The 25,359-nt window shown below is 64.9% G+C and carries 23 protein-coding genes and 1 pseudogene; 7 read left to right on the top strand and 17 right to left on the bottom strand.

Features of this window, described 5'->3' with window-relative positions; all coding sequences use genetic code 11:
• Window positions 1–28: 28 nt before the first annotated feature.
• The 3 genes from AC3WOB_RS27790 to AC3WOB_RS27780 are packed head-to-tail and all read right to left on the bottom strand — an operon-like array spanning window position 29 to window position 3,395.
• Window positions 29–868, bottom strand: a complete 840-nt coding sequence (locus AC3WOB_RS27790) for a M48 family metallopeptidase (protein ID WP_492276833.1) — start codon at window positions 866–868, stop codon at window positions 29–31.
• 37 nt (window positions 869–905) lie between these two features.
• On the bottom strand, window positions 906–1,976 hold the full coding sequence (aroC, locus tag AC3WOB_RS27785) for a chorismate synthase (RefSeq protein ID WP_013392871.1): 1,071 nt from the start codon (window positions 1,974–1,976) through the stop codon (window positions 906–908).
• Window positions 1,977–2,012: 36 nt separating this feature from the next.
• Window positions 2,013–3,395 (bottom strand): putative bifunctional diguanylate cyclase/phosphodiesterase, encoded by a 1,383-nt coding sequence (locus tag AC3WOB_RS27780; RefSeq protein ID WP_492276832.1) that lies wholly within the window; start codon window positions 3,393–3,395, stop codon window positions 2,013–2,015.
• A 511-nt stretch (window positions 3,396–3,906) separates the two neighbouring features.
• Between AC3WOB_RS27780 and AC3WOB_RS27775 the strand changes: the two genes are divergently transcribed.
• Entirely contained in the window at window positions 3,907–5,880 is a 1,974-nt protein-coding gene (locus tag AC3WOB_RS27775; protein ID WP_013392869.1) for a bifunctional diguanylate cyclase/phosphodiesterase, read from the top strand.
• 50 nt (window positions 5,881–5,930) lie between these two features.
• Entirely contained in the window at window positions 5,931–7,421 is a 1,491-nt protein-coding gene (locus AC3WOB_RS27770; RefSeq protein WP_492276831.1) for a sensor histidine kinase, read from the top strand.
• Between the two features lie 15 nt (window positions 7,422–7,436).
• Here the strand turns inward: AC3WOB_RS27770 and AC3WOB_RS27765 are convergent, their stop codons facing one another.
• The 3 genes from AC3WOB_RS27765 to AC3WOB_RS27755 all read right to left on the bottom strand — a co-directional run bounded on the left by AC3WOB_RS27765 (window position 7,437) and on the right by AC3WOB_RS27755 (window position 10,226).
• Complete coding sequence (locus AC3WOB_RS27765) at window positions 7,437–8,156, bottom strand: response regulator transcription factor (protein WP_492276830.1); 720 nt, start codon at window positions 8,154–8,156, stop codon at window positions 7,437–7,439.
• Window positions 8,157–8,370: 214 nt separating this feature from the next.
• Window positions 8,371–9,858, bottom strand: coding sequence for a protein adenylyltransferase SelO (locus AC3WOB_RS27760; protein ID WP_492276829.1), 1,488 nt, complete (start codon window positions 9,856–9,858; stop codon window positions 8,371–8,373).
• On the bottom strand, window positions 9,855–10,226 hold the full coding sequence (locus AC3WOB_RS27755; protein ID WP_013392865.1) for a DUF2069 domain-containing protein: 372 nt from the start codon (window positions 10,224–10,226) through the stop codon (window positions 9,855–9,857). Before AC3WOB_RS27755 ends, AC3WOB_RS27760 begins: the two co-directional genes overlap by 4 nt.
• A gap of 17 nt (window positions 10,227–10,243) precedes the next feature.
• Between AC3WOB_RS27755 and AC3WOB_RS27750 the strand changes: the two genes are divergently transcribed.
• Entirely contained in the window at window positions 10,244–11,557 is a 1,314-nt protein-coding gene (locus AC3WOB_RS27750) for a YihY family inner membrane protein (protein ID WP_207471178.1), read from the top strand.
• Window positions 11,558–11,595: 38 nt separating this feature from the next.
• On the top strand, window positions 11,596–12,054 hold the full coding sequence (locus AC3WOB_RS27745) for a CBS domain-containing protein (RefSeq protein WP_013392863.1): 459 nt from the start codon (window positions 11,596–11,598) through the stop codon (window positions 12,052–12,054).
• A gap of 29 nt (window positions 12,055–12,083) precedes the next feature.
• Here the strand turns inward: AC3WOB_RS27745 and dusA are convergent, their stop codons facing one another.
• Window positions 12,084–13,100, bottom strand: a complete 1,017-nt coding sequence (dusA, locus tag AC3WOB_RS27740) for a tRNA dihydrouridine(20/20a) synthase DusA (RefSeq protein ID WP_080551053.1) — start codon at window positions 13,098–13,100, stop codon at window positions 12,084–12,086.
• Between the two features lie 184 nt (window positions 13,101–13,284).
• Here dusA and AC3WOB_RS27735 point away from each other — a divergent pair, with 184 nt between their 5' ends.
• Window positions 13,285–14,253, top strand: coding sequence for a homoserine kinase (locus AC3WOB_RS27735; RefSeq protein ID WP_492276828.1), 969 nt, complete (start codon window positions 13,285–13,287; stop codon window positions 14,251–14,253).
• A 65-nt stretch (window positions 14,254–14,318) separates the two neighbouring features.
• Window positions 14,319–15,122 (top strand): BPSS1780 family membrane protein, encoded by an 804-nt coding sequence (locus AC3WOB_RS27730; RefSeq protein ID WP_013392860.1) that lies wholly within the window; start codon window positions 14,319–14,321, stop codon window positions 15,120–15,122.
• Between the two features lie 6 nt (window positions 15,123–15,128).
• Here the strand turns inward: AC3WOB_RS27730 and AC3WOB_RS27725 are convergent.
• The 10 genes and pseudogenes from AC3WOB_RS27725 to AC3WOB_RS27680 all read right to left on the bottom strand — a co-directional run.
• A pseudogene (locus AC3WOB_RS27725) lies at window positions 15,129–15,239 on the bottom strand (DUF192 domain-containing protein); the annotation flags it as partial.
• A gap of 122 nt (window positions 15,240–15,361) precedes the next feature.
• Window positions 15,362–16,234 carry a type II secretion system F family protein gene (locus AC3WOB_RS27720; RefSeq protein ID WP_492276827.1) on the bottom strand — a complete coding sequence of 291 codons (873 nt, stop codon included), beginning with the start codon at window positions 16,232–16,234 and terminating at the stop codon, window positions 15,362–15,364.
• Between the two features lie 14 nt (window positions 16,235–16,248).
• Entirely contained in the window at window positions 16,249–17,094 is an 846-nt protein-coding gene (locus AC3WOB_RS27715) for a type II secretion system F family protein (protein ID WP_492276826.1), read from the bottom strand.
• On the bottom strand, window positions 17,091–18,785 hold the full coding sequence (locus AC3WOB_RS27710) for a TadA family conjugal transfer-associated ATPase (RefSeq protein ID WP_492276825.1): 1,695 nt from the start codon (window positions 18,783–18,785) through the stop codon (window positions 17,091–17,093). Before AC3WOB_RS27710 ends, AC3WOB_RS27715 begins: the two co-directional genes overlap by 4 nt.
• Window positions 18,782–20,152, bottom strand: a complete 1,371-nt coding sequence (locus AC3WOB_RS27705) for a type II and III secretion system protein family protein (RefSeq protein ID WP_492276824.1) — start codon at window positions 20,150–20,152, stop codon at window positions 18,782–18,784. The genes AC3WOB_RS27710 and AC3WOB_RS27705 overlap by 4 nt, the downstream gene beginning before the upstream one ends.
• Window positions 20,149–21,003 carry a Flp pilus assembly protein CpaB gene (gene cpaB, locus AC3WOB_RS27700; RefSeq protein ID WP_492276823.1) on the bottom strand — a complete coding sequence of 285 codons (855 nt, stop codon included), beginning with the start codon at window positions 21,001–21,003 and terminating at the stop codon, window positions 20,149–20,151. The genes AC3WOB_RS27705 and cpaB overlap by 4 nt, the downstream gene beginning before the upstream one ends.
• On the bottom strand, window positions 21,000–21,719 hold the full coding sequence (locus AC3WOB_RS27695; protein WP_492276822.1) for a hypothetical protein: 720 nt from the start codon (window positions 21,717–21,719) through the stop codon (window positions 21,000–21,002). Before AC3WOB_RS27695 ends, cpaB begins: the two co-directional genes overlap by 4 nt.
• 71 nt (window positions 21,720–21,790) lie before the next feature.
• The gene (locus AC3WOB_RS27690; protein WP_492276821.1) at window positions 21,791–22,408 is read right to left on the bottom strand and encodes a pilus assembly protein; all 618 of its coding nucleotides are present in this window, start codon (window positions 22,406–22,408) and stop codon (window positions 21,791–21,793) included.
• Complete coding sequence (locus AC3WOB_RS27685) at window positions 22,405–23,823, bottom strand: pilus assembly protein TadG-related protein (RefSeq protein WP_492276820.1); 1,419 nt, start codon at window positions 23,821–23,823, stop codon at window positions 22,405–22,407. Before AC3WOB_RS27685 ends, AC3WOB_RS27690 begins: the two co-directional genes overlap by 4 nt.
• On the bottom strand, window positions 23,820–24,071 hold the full coding sequence (locus AC3WOB_RS27680) for a hypothetical protein (RefSeq protein WP_492276819.1): 252 nt from the start codon (window positions 24,069–24,071) through the stop codon (window positions 23,820–23,822). The genes AC3WOB_RS27685 and AC3WOB_RS27680 overlap by 4 nt, the downstream gene beginning before the upstream one ends.
• A 1,082-nt stretch (window positions 24,072–25,153) precedes the next feature.
• Here AC3WOB_RS27680 and AC3WOB_RS27675 point away from each other — a divergent pair.
• Complete coding sequence (locus AC3WOB_RS27675; RefSeq protein WP_492276818.1) at window positions 25,154–25,300, top strand: hypothetical protein; 147 nt, start codon at window positions 25,154–25,156, stop codon at window positions 25,298–25,300.
• Window positions 25,301–25,359 lie beyond the last annotated feature (59 nt).

Here is a 25,359-nt window from a genome sequence, read left to right as displayed (position 1 = left end):
AAAAGCCACCGCGGCCGCCGCAGCAGCCTTAGCGGGAGGCTTTGCCTTTCGATTGTTCGTAAAGCGGCAGCACCTGCTGCGCCGCAGCCTGCAGATCGCTGATGCGCGATGCGGCCGACGGGTGGGTCGACAGGATTTCCGGCGGGGCGCTGCCCTGATCGGCGGCGCCCATCTTCTGCCACAGCGTCACGGCGGCGCGCGGGTCGTAGCCCGCCCTGGCTGCCAACTCCACGCCCATGCGGTCAGCTTCGGTTTCATGGGTGCGGCTATTGGGCAGCGTGAACATGACGCTGGTGAACTGCCCGCCCAGGTCAGACGCCGCGGAAGACCCGGTGGCGATAGCCAACACCGACAGCCCCAGGTTGGTCGCCATCTGCTGGGATACGCGCTCGCGCGCATGCTCGCGCAAGGCGTGCGAAATCTCGTGGCCCAGCACCGCCGCCAACTCATCGTCCGTAGGTTTGATCTTGCCGAGTAGCCCCGTGTAGACGGCGATCTTGCCGCCCGGCATGCACCAGGCGTTGATCTCGTTGCTGGACAGCACATGCACCTCCCATTTCCAGCTAGCGGCGTCAGGCCGGAAGATTCCCGCCTGCGCTATCAACCGCTGCGAAATGGTGCGGACCCGCGCAACCTGTTGGGCGTCGCGGTCCAGCAGGCCCTTGGCCTGCGCCTGCTTGAGTATGTCGGCGTACTGCTGGGTCGCTTCCTGCTCCAGCGCCTGCGAAGGCACCATGCTGGACATGTATTGGGTCCGGTTGACGCCGATGGCGCCCGACTGCGTGGTGTTCATGCCGGTGCAGCCCGCCAGGGCCGCCAGCGCGAGCGCAGCGCCCGCAGTGCGCAGCAGATGACGTTTCCGGTTCATGGCAGGCCTCCCAGCCGATTCGAAGAACGACAGCGTATCAGACTACCGGATCGCCGCACTGACCGCGGTGGCGCAAGGCATGGTCGATCAGGACCAGCGCCAGCATTGCTTCGGCGATGGGTGTGGCGCGGATGCCGACGCAAGGATCGTGGCGTCCCAGGGTCTGCACCATGACCGGATCGTTGGCGCGATTCACGGAGCGGCGTTCGACCCGGATGCTGGAGGTCGGCTTGATGGCCAGCGACACGGTGACTGGCTGGCCGGTGGAAATGCCGCCCAGCACCCCGCCGGCGTTATTGGTCAAAAAACCGTCCGGCGTAATTTCGTCGCCGTGCTCCGAGCCTCGCTGTGCGATGCTGTCGAAGCCCGCGCCGATCGACACGCCCTTCACGGCATTCAAACCCATCATCACGTGGGCGATGTCGGCGTCCAGGCGGTCATAGATCGGTTCCCCCCAGCCCGCGGGAAGATTCTCGGCCACGACTTCGATCCGGGCGCCCACGGAGTCGCCGTCGCGGCGCAATTGGTCCATGTAGGCTTCCAGTTCCGGCACGACCTCGGCGTTGGGCGCGTAGAACGGATTATTGGGGACCTCGTCCCAGGAAACGAAGGGAATCGCGATGGGGCCAAGCTGACTCATGTAGCCGCGCACCTTGACGCCGTATTGCTCTGCCAGCCACTTCTTGGCGATGGCGCCCGCCGCTACCGTCGGCGCCGTCAGGCGCGCCGACGAGCGGCCGCCTCCGCGCGGGTCGCGCACCCCGAACTTGCGCCAGTAGGCGTAGTCGGCATGGCCCGGACGGAAGGTATCCGCGATGTTCGAGTAATCCTTGCTGCGCGCATCGGTGTTGCGGATGAGCAGGCCGATAGGCGTGCCCGTCGTCACTCCCTCGTATACGCCAGACAGGATTTCCACCTGATCGGCTTCCTGGCGCTGCGTCACGTGGCGGGACGTGCCAGGACGGCGGCGGTCCAGTTCGAGCTGGATGTCGGCAGCGTCCAGCGACAGTCCCGGAGGACAGCCATCCACGACGCAACCGATGGCCGGCCCGTGGGATTCGCCGAAATTAGTGACGGTAAAGAGGGTACCTAGGGTGTTGCCGGGCATAGGGAGTCGAGAGGTCGGGTTTGCAAGCAACCCCGATTATGACACCGCCGAGGCCAAAGCCTGGATTTCGGAGGCCGGCGCGGGACGTCCCAACAGGAAACCTTGCATCACCCGGCATCCCAGGGACTTCAGGATCTCTCGTTGGCCCTCGGTTTCAACGCCTTCCGCCACCACGGGCAGATGCATCGCCTGGCACAGGCCGAACAGCGCCGAGACCACTTCGCGGCTGCCGGCATCGGACTCGAGCGCGGAAATGAAGCTGCGGTCGATTTTGACCCAATCGATGGGCAGGCAACGCAGGTGGTTCAGGCTGGAATAACCGCAGCCGAAATCGTCCAACGCCACGCCTATGCCCATCGCCCGCAGCGTGTTCAGGATTTTCACATGACGTTCGTAGTGCAGGATGAACAGTGATTCCGTGATTTCCAGGACCAGTTTGCGCGGCGCCAGATTGGCGGCAGCGAGCGCATTCGACACAAGTTCGACCAGACCGTCCTCGTTCATCTGCTTGACCGACAGGTTCACATGCACGCGCCAGGTCGCCGGCCATAGCGCCGCCTGCGTACATGCCCGTTCCAGTATCCAGGCCCCCAGCGGCACGATCAGGCCACTGCGTTCGGCCAGTTCGATGGTGACGGCAGGCGACACGCTGCCGAGCACGGGGTGATGCCAGCGCAGCAGCGCCTCGCATCCCTGCACCATGCCGGTACCGCTGTCACAGACCGGTTGGTAATACAGTTCGAACTGCTCCATGGCGGGTGTGGTCAGCGCCAGCCGGAGGTCGTTTTCCAGCCCCTGCTGGTCACGCTGGCGCGCCAGCATGCGGAAATCGAACAGGTTCCAGCCCGGCCCGCCGCGCTCCTTCAGCGGGAGCAAGGCAACTTGCACGCAGCGCTGCAGCTCTTCCACGCTACGGCCATGCTCGGGATACAGGGCCGTGCCGACACGGAACATGGCCATCAGCGGACGCCCGCCCAATTCATAAGGCGCGCTCAGGGCTTCCAGCAGCTTGGCCGACACCTGGGCCGCGCCCGTTTCATCCACGTCGGGTGCGCATACGGTGAAGGCATCCGTCCCGGAGCGCGCCACCATGCCGCCCATGGATCGGCAGATCAGGCCCAGGCGGTTGGCCACCTGCACCAACAGGGCCTGATCTTCGCCCGCGCGCAACATGGCGCTGATCTCGGCGTACTGCTCGAAGCTCACCAGGAAGAATGCGCCGCGGCGCGAGCGGCCCTCGGCATTGTTGAGCCAAGCGCGGGCGCGCCGGTGCAATTCCTGATGATTCAGGACACCGGTCAATTCATCGCGCGTCAGCCGCTGACGCAGCAGGCGCTCCCTGCGCACGAAGACCCAGCATATCGCTACAAGTGCGCCCGCAAGCGTCAGGCACAGTGCGAGCAGGTAACTCTCACGCACGAAGCCCCCTATCCATAAGCCCCTGGCGTTGCGGTTCGAAAAGGAACCCAAGGACTGTAACATTTTTTAAAATATGCATTATTTTCGCAAAAAACGCCACACTTCAGAGGCAACGCGCCTCTTTCCCCTGTATTCCTACGGTTATTCTGGTTGCTCACGGAAGGTTCGGGATAGGCCACGAAGGCTAGCGCCGGCCCTTGATGCCATGCTCGCCCTACTACTTACGACAGCTACACCCGAAAAATTAATACACCCTGTCTCGATAGTTGTCATTCAAAACCGGGCCGCACCGAAATAATTGCACAGCTTGCCCCCTTGCGGCATGAATTTAGTAATATTCGGCACGTTCTGTGACATGTAGAATTGCTGTTCCACTGATGTATTAGTGACTTGTGTCACACCCCGTATCCAGGCCTTCTAGCGCTGATCGCGATCCGACGCCGTTCCAACCGGACACCTGGCAGTCCTCAGTTCAGGCCACGCAGCGGCCAGGAAGGGAACCTCCCAATACATGTCCACATTCCGCCGGCTACTTTTCTTCACCACACTTCTGATCGGCCTCGTCCTGTTCGGCGCGCAGGCGGTGGGGATGCTGGCGGCGCACCGCTATCTGAGCTCGCAGTTGACGCAGCAAAGCGACGACGGCGCCAACGCGCTCGCCTGGGCCTTGTCGCACGCTGCGGCTGGCCCCGACGAACGAATGGCGCTGGCGGATGATCTGTACGCGGGCGGAGATTACGCGCTGGTACGCATTACCGACGAAAGGGGCGCGCCCGCCATCGAACGGCAAACGCCGCAAACCGACTCTCAGTCCAGGGAGCACGATTGGCGCGACGCCTGGTTGAGCATGGAAGCGCCCGCCGTGTCGCGGCCTTACGCGGCCCCGGACGGCAGTTCGCGGGGTATCGTCACCGTGCAGGCGGATTCGCGGGAAGCCCGCGACACCTTGTGGCAAGGCGGCGTGCGGGTCCTGGGGCTGGTGCTGGCCGCAGGCCTGCTGTGGGTCCTGTTCTCCCTCAATCTCGCGCGGCGGATGGAAGCGCGCACCTCTCGGGACATCTGCGAACGCGTGCGCGCGCTGGCGCCGGGCAACCGCAAGACCTTGAACGGCACGTGCGAGCTGGCGGGCGTCGATCAGGCGCTGGTGGACGCGCAGCGCATGGTCGCCGCCACCGTCCAGGAACAAAATGCCCGGATCGAATCGCTTCAGAGCGAGATCTACAAGGACCCTATCACCCGGCTGCACAATCGCAAGTATTTTGTCGATCAGTTCAGGCTGGCGCTGGCTGACAAGGACCCCGAAGCCGGCGGCCATCTGCTGATGTTCCGCCAACGCGACCTGGCGCAGATCAACCGGCACCTTTCGCGCGCCTTCACGGACCAGTGGCTGCGCTCATCCGCCGACCGGCTGCGCAAGCTGGTCGCCGAATTCGGCGGGCCGGCGGCCATGCTCGCGCGCATCAGCGGTTCTGATTTTGCGCTGCTGCTGCCCCGCAGCTCGGCGCCGCAAGCCAGCCTGCTGGCCGAGCGTGTGCGACGCGAACTGCGCGCCCTACGTGTGCCGATGGACAAGCATGAGTCCTGCCGCTGGGCCCTGGCGATGGCTTCCTACGCGCCAGGAGACGGCATGAGCGACACGCTGGCGCGCCTGGACCACGCCCTGATGTGCGCCGAAAGCGCCGACGACGACCAGATCGCGCCGGCCAGCCGAGCGCCGGACAGCACGCACATCGGCGAGTACAGCTGGCACGACGCCCTGGTTACCGCACTCGAACAACACAGATTCTCCTTGTCCGTGCAGCCTCTGCACGATCTGTCCGGCGGCCTGCTGCACCACGAAGCCAGCCTGACCCTGCACGACACCACCGGCGCCGATCCCGTGCCGGCCTCGATCTTCATGCCTCCCGCCGTCCGCCTCGGTCTGGCCGCCGAGTGCGACATACAAGCCATCCGCCTGGGGCTGGACTGGCTGTTCGCGCGTCCTGGCGCGCTGGCAGTGCCGATATCGCTGGCCTCGATCGCCCAGCCATCGTTCCAGTCCAGACTACAACGCATGCTGGCCGACCGCCCCGCCCTGAGCGCACGCCTGATCGTGGAAATCGATGCGGCAGCCCTTGCAGCGCAAGGGGCGGACCTGCACCAGCTTTGCGACATCATCGTGGCCGCCGGCGCGCGGGTCGGCGTAAGCCGGCTGTCGTACCAATTCGGCGCCATCGAGCATCTGCATGAGTTCCCCTTGTCATACCTGAAGCTATGTGGCGGCTTCATCACAGGCCTGCTCCACAGCCCGGGCAGCCAGCACCTCGCCGCCACCGTAGTGGCGACAGCCGCAGCGCTGAATATCGATGTCTACGCCGAAGACGTGCCTGATCTCGCCACGCAGAACGTCCTGGCGAGCATCGGCGTCCATGCCATGCGCGGGCCTGTCGTAAACTCCGCCCATACGCACGAACTCGCACCAGATCATCCCTGGGGTTCCAGTTGACGGAAGGCATGCTGCTTCGCATCTGTTGGCTTTTTCGCACACGCTGGCCTTTGCGCCCGCGCCGCGCCGGTGACGCCCCCGCGGTTCGGCCAGTCATCCTGCCCCGCCTGGGGCTATTGCTGTGCGCCCTGCTCGGCCCCGACGCGGTCCTGGCCTATGGCGTGGGCGCGTCATACGAAGACCTGCATCTGGGCCTGACGGCCGGCGTCGCCGCAGCCTGCGGCCTGGCCTGTGCCGTCGCATGGGCGGCCACCCGCAGTGCCATGTACGGCGCGGGGTTGGCCTTCATGCTGCTCGAAGGCGTATTCCGCTCCATGCCCACGCTGTTGCCGCCGGCAGCGCTGCAAGCCGGATCCTATGCGGCCTTGCTCACCCTCACCGCCCCCCTACTCGCAGCAGCATCCGCCACCAAGCTGGCGACGGCCTGCCGCTGGGCCAGCGCGGCGTTGACGATAGTGGCGATACTGGCGCTGATCATCGCCTACGACCCAGGCAACGGCATCGCATCGGCCGCGATCGCGGGCGCCTGCGCCATCGCCAGCCTGCCGCTGGCCATCTGGTTCCTGATCCGCGGGGCAAGCAGAACACCCGCACGCGCAGCCGCGCTGATCTTGGCTGGCGCTTATGGCATATCGGTCTGGCTGCTGGGACATGACGCCTGGTTGCCCCAGGGCGCGGGCGGAACGGTCGCCGAACTGGCACGACTACTGCTGGTATTGAGCGCCTTGGTTCTGCTCGCGATCCATCAATCCAGTGGCCTGCAACAGGAAGTGAAACACGCAGTCCAGGAACACAACAATGCGGAACACGTGGCCCAAGGCGAACTAAGGCTGGCGGAACTGGCCGGCGCACTCGATACGCAACGCCAGATGAACGCGCTGATCTCGCACGAATTGCGCGCACCGCTTGCCACCGTCAGTGCGGCAGCCCAGTCCCTGGACATGATACTTGCCGAAAGCGGCGAGGCCGTGGACAACCGCTTGGCGCGCATCCATCGCTCGGTCACCCGCATGACCGAACTCATGGATCAGCTGCTGAATCAGGACAGGCTGGGCGAACAGGCGTGGACGCCGCGCGGCGAACAAGCGGACATGGCGGATCTGGTGCGCGATGTCGTCACCGCGATGCAACCCGATACGGCGCATGCGCTGATGTTGCAGGCCGGCCCCTCCCTGCCGGTCTACTGCGACCGCCCCTTGACCAGTGTGGTGGTGCGCAACCTGATCCACAATGCCATCAAGTATTCGCCAGCGAATGAACCCGTCCGCATCGAAACCGGCGAAACCCGGGTGGAGGGCATTCCCATGGCTTGGGTGGCCGTCACTGACCGCGGCCCAGGCATCGGCGTGGAGGAACAGGCCAAGATCTTCGAACCGCATTTCCGGCGCTCGGCGCACCGGGAGACTCAAGGCATGGGCATTGGCCTATACCTGGCCCGGCGCATCTGCCAGAACCAGGGCGGTTCATTGACCATGGAAAGCCAGGTGGGCGTGGGCACGCGCTTCGTCGTCACCTTGCCGTCCAGCGCGCCAGCGGCTTGACCGCCGCGGGCATTTTCAGGCAGCGAACACGTAACCCTGGCCGCGCACCGACAGCACCGGCAACTTCAGGCCCGCGCTCTGTGCCTTGGCGCGCAAACGGCTGACCAGCACATCGATGCGGCGCAATTCAAAGCCCCCTGGGCTGTCCGGCAGGAACAATTCCGCCAGGACCTGCCGGCTGACCGCGCTGCCGGCGGCATCCATCAGAGCGATCAGGAAGGTGCGCTCCTGGGCACTTAAATGCAGCGAAGCGCCATCGGGCGCCACCAGAATCCAGCCGCCGTCCTGCAGGGACCATGAGGTGTCGGCGGTGGCGCGCGTCTCCGCATCCACGGGACGCGGCGCCTTGGCCAAGCGCATCCGGCGCGCCAGACTGCGGATGACCGAACTGAGCTCCAGCAAATCCACGGGCTTGGTCATATAGACATCGGCGCCGCCTTCCAGGCCGCGCACCCGGTCTTCCAGCGCACTGCGGCCTGTCAGCATGACGATACCAACCGGACTGAGGGCGCGCAGGCGGGTCGCCACGGAGAAACCGTCCTCTCCTGGCAAGTGGGCGTCAAGAATGACGATATCGCAAGGTTGTTCCTGCAACCGGCGATAAAACGCCGCGGCATTGTCACAGGCAAATGCCACCCGGAAACCATAGCCACCCAAGCCTAACGCCAACTCCTCCCGGAAGTCCGCGTCATCCTCAAGCAGACCGATACACAGCAAACCATCTGCGCCAGCCATATTTAGAGTGCTTTATTTTGAAGATTATCGACAAATGCCCCGCGGACGCAGAGTCCCGGGTATTCCGTTGGCGACAATCTTACGTCTTTTACAATGGAAACGAATGATTGCAGTGAAAAAAACTGCGATATTCCTTGTCCAAATAGTTATTTTCCCGTAAATCCCGGGAAAACCGCTTGCACCCTGCTCTGGTTTGTACGGCTGGCGGCCGTTATCACGAGGAACAACTAACCTCCAGGCTGCCTGCCCAATCCGGCGGCAATGCCGCATACCGCTCATGGCCGGGCTGGGCCTCGTAGGGATTGCGCAAGAGCTTCATCAAGGTGTCGATCTCGCCGGCATCGCCCGATTTAGCCGCCCGGATCGCCTCCTCCGCCAGGTGATTGCGTAGCACGTAAAGCGGATTCACGCGATTCATGCCTGCGGTTACATCCTGCACCGGCCGTCCGTCCTGCGCATGCCGCTCCACCAGGCGGTCCAGCCACGCTCCTGCCGCCGGCCGGTCGATGAACAGGTCTTCGAACGCAGCGCGCTGGCCCGACAGGGCGTCGGCCAAGCGTCGCCAGGTCAATGTGAAATCCGCCTGATTAGCGTCCATCAACTTGAGCAGATCGTCCAGCAGCGCTTCGTCGGCCGGCTGCCATGCGGCCAGGCCCAGCTTGGCGCCCATGCGGTCATGGAAGGCACGCGTGAAGACCGCCTCGAATTCGTCCAGGACCGCCCGCAGACTCTCCACGTCCTGCACCAGCGCGTGCAGGCTGCCTCCCAGGCGGTAAAGATTCCATAGCGCCACGGACGGCTGGCGGTTCCAGGAATAACGCCCTTCCGAGTCCGAGTGATTGCAAATATGGCCCAGGCGGAAACCGTCCATGAAACCGTACGGGCCATAGTCCAGCGTCAGCCCCAGTATGGACATATTGTCGGTATTCATCACGCCGTGACAAAAGCCCACCGCCTGCCAGTCCGCCATCAGCAACGCCGTGCGCCGCGTAACGGCGCGCAGGAGATTCACATAGGGCGCCACGTCATTTGAAACCTCGCCCGCGCCGGTCGCGCGGCATTCCGGGTAATAGCGGTCTATGACGTAGTCCGCCAGCGTCTTCAGCATATCGGGCTGTCGGCGTGACGACCAATGCTCGAAAGAACCGAAACGCACGAAACTGGGAGACATGCGCGTAACGATGGCGGCCGTCTCCACGGTTTCCCGCATGACGGGGTCGTCGGAAACCACCAGCGCCAGCGCGCGCGTCGTAGGCACGCCCAGGCCGTGCATGGCCTCGCTGGCCAGATACTCGCGCACCGACGAGCGCAGCACCGCGCGGCCGTCGCCCATGCGCGAGTACGGCGTCATGCCCGAGCCCTTGAGCTGCAATTCCCAATTGCCCTGGGGCCCTTCGACCTCGCCCAACAGATGGGCGCGCCCATCGCCCAACTGGCCAGCCCACACGCCGAACTGATGGCCGCTGTAAACCGCGGCCAGCGTGTCGCCGCCCGGCAGCGGCTGGGCGCCGGAAAACACGCTCAGGAATTCGGGCGTGGACAAGGCGGACGGGTCCAGGCCGATCAGTTCCGCCGCCTGCGCATTGCCGTGCAACAGCCGCGGATTGTTCAAGGCCTGGGGCTCGAGCCTGGTGTAGAACGCCGCAGGCAAGGCGGCAAAGGAATTGACGACGCGCAGGTCGGACAGCTTCTGGGCGCTCATGCGCGTTGCCTCCTGGCGGCCCGCTTGGCGGGTCGCACGTAGAAAATGGCGCTAAGGAAGAAAATGGTCGACAGCAGGATCTCGCCCCAGGCCATCAGCACAGACAGCGGGGCCGGATCCGACATGGCCCGCACCGCGCCCTCCATCAGATAGAGCAGCGACAGCATGGACGCCCACTGGTAGGTATAGAGATTGCCGCGCAGGATGCCGCGCAGCGGAAACGCCAGCGGCAGGGCCTTGAGCAGCATCCAGGAGCCGCCGGGCCGCACTGGCGCCACCACGGTTTCCCAGGTGACGCACAGCACGATCAGGGCGAACAGCGAAACCGAGGCCAGCAGGCGCAAACGGGGATTGAGTTCGGGGTTCATGCTGCTATTATCGCCTGATGAATCGCCCCGCCGAGCCTGCCGCCACTACGCCGGCGGCCACCGAGCACTCGACCCCGCGCTCTTCATGGATCGCGCGGGCCGGACGCGTCGTGCGCTTCAGCGCCGAACGCGCCGGCGAAGAGAAACTGCTGCAAGTGGCGTCCAGTCTCACCTTCACGACCGTCCTGGCCATCGTGCCAATGCTGGCCGTGGTCCTGTCGCTATTCACGGCTTTTCCGGTATTCCAGGAATTCCGCGTCGCGCTCGAGGATTTCCTGACCAACAGCCTGATGCCCCCGTCCGTGTCGGACAACATCATGGATTACCTGAACCAGTTCGCGCGTCAGGCTTCGCGCCTGACCGCCATCGGCGGCGTGTTCCTCCTGATCACCTCGCTGTTGCTGATCATGACGATCGACAAGGCGTTCAACGACATCTGGCATGTGACGCGCCAGCGCCCTCTGCGGCAGCGCGCGCTGGTGTATTGGGCCATCATCACGCTGGGGCCGGTCGTCGCGGGCGCCAGCCTTTGGGCGACCTCGTTCGTGGCGCGCGAATCGCTGGGCCTGGTGCGGGACGTGCCTGAAGCCCTCAGCGTCGCAGTGTCGTTCATCCCGTTGATATTGACCGCTCTCGGTTTCGCCACGCTGTTCGTCATGGTCCCGAACCGCGAGGTTCTCTGGCGCGACGCCCTGGTCGGCGGCTGCGTGACCGCGGTCGTGCTGGAAATCATGAAGTCGGCGTTCGCCTATTACCTGACGCGCTTCCCCACCTACACCGTGATCTACGGCGCATTCGCCACCCTGCCGATATTCCTGCTTTGGATCTACCTGTCGTGGCTGGCCGTGCTACTGGGGGCCATCCTGGCTTCCAGCGCGCCTCTTATCCGCCTGGGCCGCTGGGAAATCAACCGCTATCCCGGCGCGCCCTTTGTGGATGCCGTGGATGCGCTGCGCGCGCTACGCCAGGCGCAGGCGGCCAATCCGCCGGGACTACCCGCCAATCTGCTGGCCGCGCAATTGCGCCTGCACCAGGACGAACTGAACGAAGTGCTGGAAACGCTGGCGGAAATGGGGCTGGCGACACGCAGCCCTGAAGGCCTTTGGGTGCTGACCTGCGATGCCCGCAATACCTCGATGGCGCCCGTGGTGGATCATTTTCTGCTGGATCGCAGCCAGCCCAGGGTCCGCAATGACCCGGAAATATTGCGAGTCGCCTCGGCCGTGATTTCGCAGCAAAATACGCCCACGCTGGAAGAAGTCTGCGGAGAAGCGCAAAATACCGAAAATGGAATCGCTCCGGTGCTGCAGCTGGAAGCGAAAAAGAACTAGTAAATAGGATAAGGGCGCAGTCCGCCCAGGAGGAACCGATGTTGAAGGTCAGCGAGATTTTGCGCGTCAAGGGCGATACGCTCTATACGGCGTCGCCCGACATGCCTGTATCCCAGGCCGTGCAAACAATGAGCGAGCAGGACATAGGCTCGCTGGTCATCATGGAATTCGGGACGCTGACCGGCATGCTCACGTTCCGCGAGATCATCCGCCACATGCATGCACATGGCGGCGCCGGCGACACCACCATCCGCTCCATCATGGACGACGCGCCGGTCAGCGTGTCACCCAACACCAGCGCCGACGAAGTGCAGCGCCTGATGCTCGAAAAGCATGCGCGCTATATCCCGGTCATGGACGGCCCCACCCTGATGGGTGTCATTTCGTTCTACGACATGGCCCAGGCCATCGTGGCGGCCCAGCAGTTCGAAAACAACATGCTGAAGGCCTACATCCGCGATTGGCCTACGGAAACCGCTGAACCGGCCAAGTCCTGAGCCCCTGGCCAGCCGCCGCTGGCCTGCCGTCACACCCCAGCCGGCGCCGCCTCGACCGCGGCGCCGCGCATATCAGGCGCATGCCGCTGGCTGCGCCAGGCATCGTAAATCAGTTCAGGATTGTTCGCGGCCAGCAAGGCCGGATCGGACAGCATGCGACGCCAGCGGCGCGCGCCAGACTGGCCGTTCACCAGCCCCAACATCGGCCGCGTCATCACCCGCAGCGGCACGCCCACGGCGACTTGCCGCGCCGCGTACTCCATCATGGCGTCGACCACCTGCGCGTCGCTGGGCAGGCGCAGCGATGGCCACAGCTGCAAGGACACTTCGGACAGCACCCGCGGCGTATGCCAGGCGGCCCGGCCCAGCATGACGCCATCGAAATCACCCGCGGCGCGCACCGACTGCCCGGCGTCGGCCAGGCCGCCATTGAGTACGAACGTGCAATCCGGGAAGTCGCGCTTCAATTGCCGCACCACCTCATAGCGCAGGGGCGGAATCTCGCGGTTGTCCTTGGGCGTGAGCCCCTTGAGCACCGCGTTGCGGGCATGGGCGATGAACACCCGGCAACCGGTGTCATAGACCTTGCCGACGAAATCGCGGACAAATTCATAGGACTCGTCATAGTCCAGCCCAAGCCGGTGCTTGACGGTGACCGGAATATCCACGGCGTCCTGCATGGCCTTCATGCAATCGGCCACCAGCGCAGGCTCAGCCATCAGGCAGGCGCCAAACGCCCCCTTCTGCACCCGCTCCGAAGGACAGCCGCAATTCAGGTTGATCTCGTCGTAACCCCACTTCTTGCCTAGCCGAGCCGAATGCGCCAGGGCGTCGGGCTCGCTGCCGCCCAGTTGCAGGGCCACGGGATGCTCGGCCTCGTCAAAATCCAGGTGACGTTCGACATTGCCGTGCAGCAACGCGCCGGTAGTGATCATTTCCGTGTACAAGCGGGCGCGCGGCGCCAGCAGCCGATGGAAAAAGCGGCAATGGCGGTCGGTCACATCTATCATCGGGGCGACGCACAGCCGCCAGTCGGGGGAGTCCAAGAATCACTCTACAAAACAAGGGGATGCGGTATTTTACGGTGCTTGGCGGCTTTGTGTCCGGCCGGCGGCTCCGACCGCTCAACCGGATGGCGGACAGGCCCGCCCGCCATGTGGTCTAAAATTGCGCCGCCGCAGCCGAAACAGGCGTGCCGCGCGTCCGTTAACCCCTAGATTCCGCACATCAATGGCCGTATTCACCCCTGTCTCCGAAGACGACGCTCGCGCCCTCCTGGCGCATTTCGATCTGGGCGAGTTTGTCTCGCTTCGGGGGATTACGGCGGGTATCGAGAATACCAACTACTTCCTGTACACGACCCGCGGCGAGTACGTGCTGACGCTGTTCGAGGTGCTCACGCAGGCGCAGTTGCCGTTCTACATCGAGCTGATGTACCACTTGGCCGAGCGCGGCATTCCCGTGCCCCGCCCCCAGACCCTGCGCGACGGCACCCGCCTGACGACGCTGCACGGCAAGCCCTGCGCCATCGTTTCACGCCTGCCAGGCGGCTACGAGCCCGCACCCGGCGCGGCGCATTGCGCCCTGGCCGGCGCCACGCTTGCACGCGCCCACTTGGCGGCGCGCGACTTCCCGCTGCGCCAGCCCAATCTGCGCGGGCTGTCCTGGTGGCTGGAGACGGCGCCCAAGGTCATGCCCTTCCTGGAACCGGCGCAGGCCCAGCTTCTGTCGTCGGAGCTGGCCGACCAGCAGGCAGCCGCCGCGACGCCGGCATGGCAGGCATTGCAGACCGGCCCCGCCCACTGCGACCTGTTCCGGGACAACGTTCTGTTTGCCGGCACCTTCGAGGATCCGCTCATGGGCGGCATCATCGATTTCTACTTCGCTGGCTGCGATACCTGGCTGTTCGACGTGGCGGTAAGCGTCAACGACTGGTGCATCGAGCGCGACACCGGCGAATTCGTGCCCGAACTGGTCGAATCCTGGCTGGCGGCGTATGCGGCCGTGCGCCCGTTCACCGACGCGGAACGCGAAGTCTGGCCGCTGATGCTGCGCGCCGCCGCGCTGCGCTTCTGGATATCGCGCCTGTACGACTTTTTCCTGCCGCGGCCGGCCCAGACCCTCAAACCGCACGACCCCCGGCATTTCGAAAGAGTGTTGCAAGCACGCCACCGCCCGGGCCTGCCAATATTGCCGTAACTGTTGCTCCCCCCATAATGGGGATAGCGCGTCCCTTTTTGAGAGATCACCCCCTTTAAAGAGCCATGCAAGCAGCATTCCTACCCGCAACATCCGGCTGGCAATGGGTCCGTGACGGCTTCCGTCTGTTCCGCAAACAACCACTGGCCATGTTCACCTGGGCCATGGCCATCAGCCTCCTGGTCATCTTCGCCACCGCGACGCCGCCGGTCGGCCCCATTCTGGTGGTGGCGCTGATGCCCATCATTACGCTGATGACGCTATCGGCGTGCAAGCACGTCGAAGCCGATCGCGTCATGCTGCCCTCGATGTGGGCCAAGCCGCTCAAGCAGCCCGGCGTGTTCAGGAAACTGTTCCTGATGGGGCTGCTGTACGCGGCGCTCTGCATTGCTTGCGGCCTGATCATTTTCCTGCCGTTCACCGACGCGATGGTCGAGGGCATGCGCATCGCCTCCGTGGAAAAATCCATGGAGCCCATCCTGTCCGCCATGGCCGTGCCGCTGAGCCTGTTCGCGATCACGTACGTCGTGATCGCGGCGCTGTTCTGGCACGCGCCAGTTCTGGTCGCCTGGCATGGGCTGCGGTTGATCCAGGCGCTGTTTTTTTCCGGCATCGCCTGCTGGCGCAACAAGCTGCCGTTCCTGGTCTACGGCGCCACGTGGATCCTGGTGTTTCTTTTCATCGACCTCTGCGCCGGCCTTCTGGTCGCCATCGGCCTGTCCCCGCAGCTTGCCGGAACGCTGCAGATTCCCTTCAATATCGCCGCGGGTGGCGTGCTGTACTGCAGCTTCTATCCTGCCTATACCTCCGTGTTCGGCATCGAGAATGCCGGCGCGCATCTCGACGACGGCAACGGCGCCCAGGCATAAAGCCACGCGGCAGGGCGCCAGCGCCCTGCGCACCGCGAGCACCCTTCCACGCCGCGATATGAATGCCACGTCAATGGCATAACGCATGCCAAAGGTATGTACCGCGGCACAAGGCATCAACAAGATGCCGGACCGCGGCCCTGGCGGCTTGCGTCCCAGCAAGCCGCGGGCGCGGCCACACCAGTCGGCTACCTTGAGCAACCTGAGCCCGCCACGCTGCCCCGATGGCTGGTCATTGCTCATTGCACGCTCTGCAGCAATTGCACCATGACCGGGAAGGCCAGCACGATGAAGGTGCAGGGAAAGATGCAGCCGATCAAGGGCAGCAGCATCTTCACGGGCGCCTGCATCGCCAGTTGTTCCGCCCGCACGTGGCGATCGCTGCGACTTTGCGCCGCCTGCGCGCGCAGCACCGGCCCCAGGCTTATCCCCAGCGCCTCGGCCTGTGCCAAGGCGGCAGCCCAATTACGCGCAAGCGGACTATTGCTGCGTTCAGCCAGGGCCTTGATCGCCGCGGTCCGGGAGACTCCGGCGCGCATCTCCGCCAGCGCGTCGGCCAAGGCATCGCGCAATATGCCGGCCGGGCCGCTCTGTGCGGCCATCTGCAATGCCCCGTGCACACTCAGCCCCGCCTCCACACACAAGGTCATCATGTCGAACACGAAAGGCAGATCGCGTTCGATGCTGCGCCGCCGCTTGACGCTCAAACTCCGCAACCAGAGGCCCGGCGCGGCGCCGGCCCCCAGGGCAGACGCTACCGCCCAAGGAATCCACCCCCAGGACTGAGCCTGCAGCAGAACAAGCGCTACCGTCGTCGCCAGCCCACCGGCGGCCGTTGCCGCGCTCCAGCTCAGCGCCGCCACATGCGCGTAGCTGATGCCAGCGGGCAACGCAGCCCGCTCGATCGCCCGCGTCAGCCGGATGCGCCAACGCCAGGTACACAAAGGCCCGGCCAAGGGCGCCACCGCCGCAATCCAGGGCCAGGCCGCTCGCCACCACCACGGCAAGGCGGAGGACGCGCCCTGGCTGTCCAGCAACAATGGCTTCAAGACCACCCAGGCCAACCACCCCGCAGCCAACGCGGCCGTCAACAGACTCAAGTACAGCCACATCGCAGCCTCCTCCGTCAGATATCGATCCGGACAATGCGCCGGATCAGCAGCATGCCCGTGGTCTCCAGCACCGCCACGATGGCCAGCACGCCCCAACCCACGGGCGTATGCCACAGCAAACCCATGACTTCCGGCTCCAGGCGGTCCAGCACGGCCAGCAGCAGCAAGGGCAAAGACCCTACGATCCAGGCCTGCAGACGCCCTTGCGATGTCAGCGCCAGCAGCTTCGCCTGCAATTGCAGCCGGGCGCGCAGGGTCTGCGCGATGCTCTCCAGCGCCTCCGCCAGATTGCCGCCCGTCTGTGCCGCAATGCGCATGGCAGCCACGACGAGAGCGGTCGAATCGGCCGGCATGCGATTGCGCAGGTTTTCAAGCGCGGAGTCCCAGGGCACTCCCATGCGCTGCTCGCGCAGCATCAAGCCGAACTCCTGGGCCAACGGTGCGCCGCTCTGCTCGACGACGTGGCGCAGGCCTGTCGTCAATGCCACGCCCGCGCGCAGAGCGGCGGCAAGCATCAACAACGCCATCGGCAGTTGCTGCTCAAACCGGCGGGCGCGCCGACGTCGCAACGCGTTCACAAGCGCACGGGGCAAGCGCGAGGCAAGCGCCGCAGCCATGGCGGACACCAGACCGCTACCCGTGGCGGCAAAGACCAAGGTTGCCGCCAAGGCGGCGCAGGCCACTGCGCCGGCCCACAATTGGGCCGGATCTATGAACAGGAACACCTCGCTCAGGCGCAAGCCCGCCTCCTGCGTGTAGACCTCGCGATAGCGACGCAGCGCCGGCGCAAACCAGCTCTGGACCCGCCAAGCCAACAGCAGCACGGAGATCATGGCGGCCCCCGCCGCTAGCCAGATCATGGCGTTCCTCGCGAAAAAATTGCAGTCCCCGGCGCCGCCTTCTCCGTGTCGGAAAACCAGGCAGGGTCGAAGGCCTCATCGGGCTGTGTCCAATCGCGCGCGAAGCCGGGCAAGGCGCCGCAGCCGAAGAAACCCCGGACGCGGTCGTACCGGAACAAATCCTGGAGCTGGATACGTCCGCTTTCCATGCCGGTGATCTCCGCGATCGACGTCACGACGCGCCGCCCGTCGGCCAGCCTGGCCTGCTGCACCACGATATCCACACTGGCGGCGATATGCTCGCGCACCGCCGCCAAAGGAAGGTCCAGGCCGGCCATCAGGATCATCGATTCCAGGCGTCCCAGCGCATCGCGAGGCGAGTTGGCATGCAGCGTCGTCAGGGATCCCTCATGGCCGGTATTCATAGCGGTCAGCATGTCGAATGCCTCCGGCCCGCGGCACTCGCCCACCACGATCCGGTCTGGCCGCATGCGCAACGCGTTGCGCACGAGCTCGCGGATGTCGATGCGCCCGCGCCCCTCCTGGTTGGCGGGACGCGCCTCCAACGCCACCAGATGATCGTGGTTAAGGCGCAACTCCGCCGCGTCTTCGATGGTGACCACGCGCTCGCCATCGGGAATCTCGTTGGACAGGATGTTGAGCAAGGTCGTCTTGCCAGCCCCCGTGCCTCCGGATACCACCAGATTCCTGCGCAACCTCACGCAGAGCGCAAGGAACTGCGCCATGGCGTCGCTCAACGAACCCGCCGCGATCAGATCGGACATACCCGGGCGCCGCTGCGGGAACTTGCGTATGGTCAGGCTCGCGCCTCTCATGGCCACCGGCGGAATGATGGCATGCACCCGGGATCCGTCCGCCAGCCGGGCATCCACCATCGGAGAGCTTTCGTCGATGCGCCGCCCCAGGGGCGTGACGATACGCTCGATGACCCAGCGTAACGATTGCTCGCTGGTGAAGGCCGCCTGGTGGCGCGACAGGCGGCCGGCACGTTCGACGTAGATCTCGTCATGGCGGTTGACCATGATCTCCGTGATGTCGGCGGCGGCGAGCAAGGGCTCCAGCGGCCCCAGACCGACCGCTTCGTCCAGCACCTCGCGGCAAAGCGCTGCCCGGTCCGCCCCAGGCGGCAAATCCTCGTCGGAGGCGACGATATGCGTCAGCAGCCGCTCGGCCTCCGCACGCAGCATGCCGTCGCTCATGCCCGCCACGTCACGGCGACGCAGGTCCAGCGCCGCCAGCAAGGCTGCATGCAGGCGCTGGCGCTCCTGCAGCTGATGCAGCGGCGCGCGCGCCGGCAACGGCGTTGCAGGCGCGGCCAGCGTCGGCAACTGCTGCGCTGCAGCCATATCGCGCGCGGCGCTGTCAGCCTCCGGACCATTCGATTCGCCGGTGTGCTCGGAGGCGACCGCCAGCGACACCCGCAGCCGGCAAGGCCCGATCAATATTTCGTCGCCGGGCAGTACCGGCACGTGGCGCACGATCCTCTCGCCGTTCACCAGCGTCCCCGCCAGCGTTCCCAAGTCTTCAAGAGCAATACCGGCCTCTTCGCACACCAGACGGGCGTGCTGGCGTCCCACACGCCAGTTCACAATGCGCAAGCCGCAATGCGCGCCGCGTCCGATCAGCACAGGAGCGGCCAGTGTCGCTTTGTCCACCGTGGCGTCCTCGAACATCATTTCTATGTCGATCATGGCCTCGTTTCCGTTGGGGGAGTCGGGACACCTTCAGGTCGCGCGTCCCATTGCGAGCCCGCGCCCGCGTAGGCATCCCAGCCTGACGCGGCAGGCACGGCGGTTCCCAGGCGAGGCGCTTCGGGAAATGCCGCTTCCAGCACGCCACGCCCACGCCGCACACGGTCCGCCATGGCGGGCTCGGCCTGCGCAATCAGCTTCGGCGTCACAAATATGGCGAGCTCGGTTTCCCGCAACTGATAGCGCCGGGACGAGAACAAGGCCCCCAGGACCGGGATGTCCTTCAGCCATGGCAGCCCGTCGCTTGCCTCGTCCCGCTCGCGCGACAGGAAGCCGCCGATGACCAGCGTATCGCCGGACCGCACGTTGAATTCGGTTGACGCGCGGCGCGTGCGCAACGCCGGTCCGCCCGGCACGCTCAGCGCGTTGTCCACCGAGCTCGCCTCGACTTCGATCAAGGAACGGATGATCCCGTTACGGTCGACACGAGGGGTAATCCTGAGCATGACGCCGTAGGGCTTGAACAGCGTGGTCGAATTGCCGCGCGTATCGGTTGACGAGTAGGGAACCTCGCCACCGGCCAGAAAGGTTGCGCTGGCGCCACTGCGCGCCAGCAATTGAGGCTGGGCCAGCATCACGGCTTCCCCGCTTTGAGCCAGCATCGCGATGCGCGACGACAACAACGCATTGACGCCGAAGTAGCCGGCCGCCGACGAGATCCGGCCCATCGTTTCTATGATCTCCTCGCCAGGGCGGCTCATGCGCCCCCGGGACCCCGCATCCCAGGCCAGGCCGGCATTGATGCCGCCTTGGGACATTCCGTCCCAGCGCACACCGAGATCCCTCAGCTTCGATGTCGGGATCTCCACGACCTGCACGTCCAACTGCACCATGCGATCCCAGCCCACTTGCCCGGTGAAATCCAGCACGGCGGGATAGCGGTCCGCCAGGGCCGCAATGCGCAAACGGTCGTCATCGGAAAGATCGTCGCCCTCGATCAGAATGCGGCCGCCCACCTCGGTGCTGCGCGCACCCGGAATGCGGGCGAGCAAGGCCGCGACTTCCGCCCGCAGGCGCGGTGCCCCCGCCGGCACCACCCTTAGTTCATAAGCCTTGGCGCGGGCGCCGTTGGCCCAGACATGCAGGGACGACACGCCCTCGGCACGGGCGAACACAATGACCTCGCGCCCTTCGGCCTCGATGGCGCCGATCACCTGGCCGTTGCCTATCGCCACGCGCTTGACTCCGGGGTGCGACAGGATCCGCGTTTCGCCCACCTGGAGTTCGATCTCCTCGTCCGCTGGCCACGCTGCAGGGCTGACGAGACATAGCGCCCAGGCAAATATTCTGGCGACGACACGCCTCATGGCCGCCCCCTTTTCAGTCGAGGCGAGACGGCCGCCTCCATCTCCATGGCTCCTTCACCCGCCGAGGGCTCCAGCCGATCGCCGTACAGAATGGCCACGCCCGGCGCCTTCCGAGGCTCCAGGTCCAATCCGATCAACGAAGCAAGATCGCCTTGCGCTGCGCCGCTGACCACGGCGGCATCATCGCGATGGCGCAGCATCGCTGTCAGCACCCCGCTCTGCCGGGCCGCCACGAATCGCATCGCCTCGTCCGGCGTCGCCGCCAAGGTGATATTGCCGCCCTTGTTTTCACCATCGGCCTCGCCCCCGACCATCAGCACGCGCATGCCTTGCAAGAGAGGCACGGTCAGCTCCTGCTGGCGATGCGCGAAGCTCACATAGATGTCGATGGCATCGCCCACGCGCAACACTTCCGCCAGACCTCCCAGGTCGGTGGCCGCCACCGTCAACGCGCGTTGCCCGCTACGCAGGCGGGACGCCAAGGCCGGAACCGGCGCGGTGAACGTCAAATGCCCCCGGAGCAAGGGTTCACCATTGGCGACATCGGCCAGCAAGGTGGCGCCAAGCAGGCCAGAAAGATCCAGGGGATCGATGCTGGCCCGCGAAGCCCATGGCTCCGGGATCTCGCGCACGGCGAGATGCAGCTCTTCGAGTTGCGTGCCCGCGGGCAAGTCATACGCCGCGACCAGGCGGCTGACCATCGGCGTGCGCGCCTCGGCCTCCAGCGCCTGGACGCGCTGCTGCACGTGCTCTCGCACCGCCCACGCGGACACCAAGCCCGCGATCAGCGCGATGGCGTACACGCCCGTTCTGCGCAGGCGCTGCAGGACATGGGTGATCCAGAGCCTCATGGCGATCTTCCGCTGACCAGAAGCCCGCTGCCGCCTTCCAGCGGCACCAGCGACAACCGCATGCGCGCGCCCGGACGGATCCACCAATGCGCTGACTCCTCGGACGCCGGCACACGACGCCAGCCGTTCTGGGCCAGGCGCTCCTCCAGCAGCGGAGCCAACTGCCTCGGCGGCAAGGCGTATTGCCAGATGCGTTCCGAGACTCGCACGCCGTCCTCCATCACCGCCACGTCCAGCCTTTGACGAGCGCCAGCCGGGAGCCAGGCAGGCAGCGGACTATCTGGCGCAGCCAGCAGGCTGACCGCCGAAATGCTTCCGGCCGTGCGGCGTACGCCCAGGCCTTCCATCTGGACGACCCAGCGCTCTTGCCCAACTTGACCCGATAGGATGGCTTGGCCGGACAACACGTTCAGGTCGGCCAGAGCGGGCTGCTGCGCTGACAGGTAGCGGATCAGTTCGGGCGTGCTGAGAGGCGTATCGAATATGAGCACGCGTGCCGGGATTCCATGCAGCCAGATGCTTTCCGCCAGCAGCCCGCGCCGCGAACCCGCAGGAAAACGCAAGGCTTCCAGCGCGGTGACGCCGGGCCGGGTCCTGGTGGCGGCTCCTGCCTCGTTGCCGTCTTTCGCCCGATCCTGCGCGGCGGCAATATTGCGCTCCCCCACCGCAGCGACGGCCAGTGCACCAGCCAGCAACAGGCGTAGTGTTCGTGCCACCGCCAACGTCCGCCAACCACTACCCCATGGGGCAACCTGCCCCACAGGCAATGGCGAAAGACAAAGTCCGATCATTTGCCCGCCCCCTTGCGATTGCTAAGCCGATCCGCGGGCACCACATCCGCCCATTCGGACAGCCAGTCCAGCGACAGGCCAGGCCTGCGCCACGGCCCGTCCAGGCGGTCGACAACAGGCTTCAAACGCCTTGCCTCCGCCAGCGAAGCGCTTTCAGCCCTGCGCCAGAATGTTGGCGCACGGCCGATGCGGCGCTGCGCGTCGGTGTCGCCGTGCGCATACCCGGCGCCGCTTGCCACGTGCGTGCGGCGGGCGATGCGCAACCAGGCCGCATTGTCCCGGTCACGGCGCGCAGTGCTTGCCGTCGCGGTCATCAGTTTCAGTTCCGCGCCGAACCATTCGTCCTGCAAGGCGGTGACCTGGGCTGGCGCGATACCAGGCAGCGCGCTGGCATTCCGCGACAGCGCCGTGCCACTTGGAGCGTGCTGATTCTGCGAGGGTTGCCCCAAGGCGCCGGCCATCGCGGCCCGGCGGCTGGCCTGCGCGACTTCCTGAGCCGTGAACTGCAATCCGCCTATCCAGGATGCCGCCCAAAGCAGCAGGGCCAGCAGCGGCAGCATCAGCAACGCTTCGATCAAGGCCTGCCCTTGCTGCCGCGTGCGAATCCGATTCATGGCGTCCCCCTTGCCCGCGCAGCCTCGCCCACGGTAACGGCCGACAGGCGCGCTTGCCAGTAGGGACGGAAAAGCGTGGCAAGTTCATCACGGCCGTCGGCGCGTGGTTCCGGCCGGGCAAAGTAGGTCTCCGCCGCTGAGGTCACGGTAACGGCGCCCTCCGGACCGAGGGCGGCATAGCGGAACTCTCCCGCGGGCGCCCGGACCGCGCTTTCCGCATCCGTGGTTTTCAAGGATGTACCGGCAAGCCGGACGGCGATCGCGAAGCGCAGGGAATCGCCGCTGCGCGACAAAGCGACTTCGCGATAGGCGGGCAGGCCCCGGCCCGGCCAGCGCTGGGCGGCAGCCATGGCGTATGAGTTGGCCATGGGATTGCTTATGTCATTGAGCAGATCCCACTTTGTTGACAGTTCCACCCAGCGCCAGAAATCCTGGTCGGAAAAATCGAGCGGCGGCTCATCCACGTACTCCAGGCCTTCGGGCGATTTGATCTTCTGCCCCTGCGCCGTGCCCCAGCCCATGGCGTATTCGCGAAAGTAGCAGCCCCTCCAGCGGTTGAAGCGCAGTGCATGGTAGGACTGGGTGTCCAGCGCCCCCCAACGCCCGTCCGGTCCCAACCAGGTAGAGCCCCGGCGCCGCAGCTCGTGACGATGCAGCGGGCATAGCGGTTGAACCATCCACGGATTGCGCCGTGTGGCGCTACGGCGATTGAGGAAGCCATAGCGTTCCACCGCCTGCTCGACGGCGGGTCGCAGACCTGCGTCGCGCATGGCCAGGCGGCGCCCCACGTAGCCAGGCCACCCGTCCGTCAGCAGCCGCAAACTGGCGCCTCTGGCATGCACGCCATCTGCGCCGAGTGTCGGAACATCCTCCACAAGATTGGCGACCAGGACCTTGTTCATGATGCGACCGCGCGAATCCGTCAGACCGGCGACAGCGGACGCCGCGGCGGCTTCCAGGACCTGGTGGACGACTCTGTCGTGCTCGCCGAACGCCGCTGCCAGCCTCTGTTCCGCATCAGGCACGGCTTGCGCGGTTTGATAGGCCATGCCGACATCCGGACCAAACAACATGGTGATCAAGCCCGCGGGCGGATTGCGGCGATTGCGCTGAGACTGCAGGGTGCGGGCGTATTGCGCCGACGCACCTAGCGTGACCAGATGGGCCATGGCGACCTGATGCGCGATCTGCGTCCGGTTGATATAGGCAAGGGCATTGAGCGCGCGCGCTTGCTCCAGCGCCCCGCTATACGCCGCCGCGTCCGCGGCATGCGTCAGCCGCTGACGCGCTCCCACGGTCTGGCCCAGGTTGTACAGCACGACCAGGGAGATGCCCCCCACCGCCACCATCAGCAGGCCCAGGACCAGCGCCTGGCCACGCTGGTGGGTAAGCGATGCGCAAGAACGTGTAATCACTTCGCATCCGCGGCATTGCCGGTGAAGGACTTGAGCGACCGCGCCTTGGTCTGCGCCGCCGCTTTCTGCGCCGCCTGTTGCGCCGCACGGCTCTGCGCTCCGCCGTCCTCGCCGGCAAGTTCACGCGCCATGGCGGCGGTCTGCGATCGCACCACCTGGCCGAAGTACTGATACACCGCTATGGCCGCTACGGCGACCAAGGCCACGACCACGATGTATTCGGTCAGACTATTGAACTTCGAATCCAACCCGTTGTTTTCAATGGTTTTTCGCTGCCGGAAGGTCTAATTCAGACTGTGCGACTGGCGAGCGTAAGTCACTGTTTTTCCTACCCCGGCAATCGAGTTTTAGACGGTAAACTACCGCGCCCGCCTACCCTAAGCGACCACTCGTAAAACGTCATGAATTTTCCAGAAAGCGCTGACCCTCCCCGCTCCCGTAGGCTCGTAAAACGAGCGTTGTCTATTGCTCTTCGAAGAGTTGCCCCGAATCGCATTCCTACGTCTGGAGAAGAGCGACTACGAGGAAGAGACTACTTCGAAGTTTACGTTCCAGGGGCGGATGACAGAAATTTCTGGCTGCTGGATAGCTATGAGCCAGAAGGTGTATCTGTTCGCGCAGTTGTGGACGGAGTAGATGCGGCACCGACGGTAGTTCCACTCGATCTATTCTTGCGGTGCCCAATCACGATTCGACACTACTACAGGCGCCACGAGTTCCGTTTTGACTCCTTGCGCAAGTTCGTTTGGTTTGAGCGACTAAGGTGGTATCGGGTCGCGGATCTAGAGGACCGCTTTCAACAATGGGCATTCAACCGTACAAACCTTCCTAGGGCAGCACGCCTTACTGCCCTGCACAAGGCTGTCTCAGTCGCTCAGAGTCAGCGCGAACCTTCCATTTCCGTGACCGATTTTGTACCTCGTAGCTCCAGATTGAATCGACACCCCGATTCGGGTCAAACCCAAATAAGTTGGCGCTTTGTCCTCGATTCGCTTGTTGAGACTGGAGAACTTACGAGAAGTCCGGACGGAACTTACCTTGTACATCCAAGCGCGCTAGTTAGCTTGGACAGATACCTAGAAGATTCCCAAAAGCACAAATCGGCGGACAGGCTTCAAATGGTTTTGGGGTTTCTATCTGCCGTCGTAGCCGTTCTTGCGGCCTTCATTGGCCTTCTGAAGGCATGAGGTTCAAATGGTCTCAAAAGCGCGGACCGAATGCTCTCCCTCTCGAGCATTTATCGGCCGCGCAAGCAAGTCGCCGCGTCCTTCTGTCCGATTTCTAGCGTTCGATCGCGACTGCCCTACACGATCTAGCTAGACTGGCTCGTATGGAACCCTGGCCCTACGACGAATACTTCACCCCGGCGCAATTCGACTCGCTGCCCATTGCCCAGCAACGCATGATTCTTCTGATCGTCCGCGCGCTGGTCTACTACCTTGAGCGCCATCCAGAGGACGCGGCAGGCCTGGGCTGATCCTATACTGGCCCTTACAATGGGAAGGCAATGCCACCGCTACCAGGTGCTGAAAGTGG

It is taken from the genome of Achromobacter sp. FW305-C-30-7 (assembly GCF_058783105.1).
This window is presented reverse-complemented; position numbering and strand designations above follow the sequence as displayed.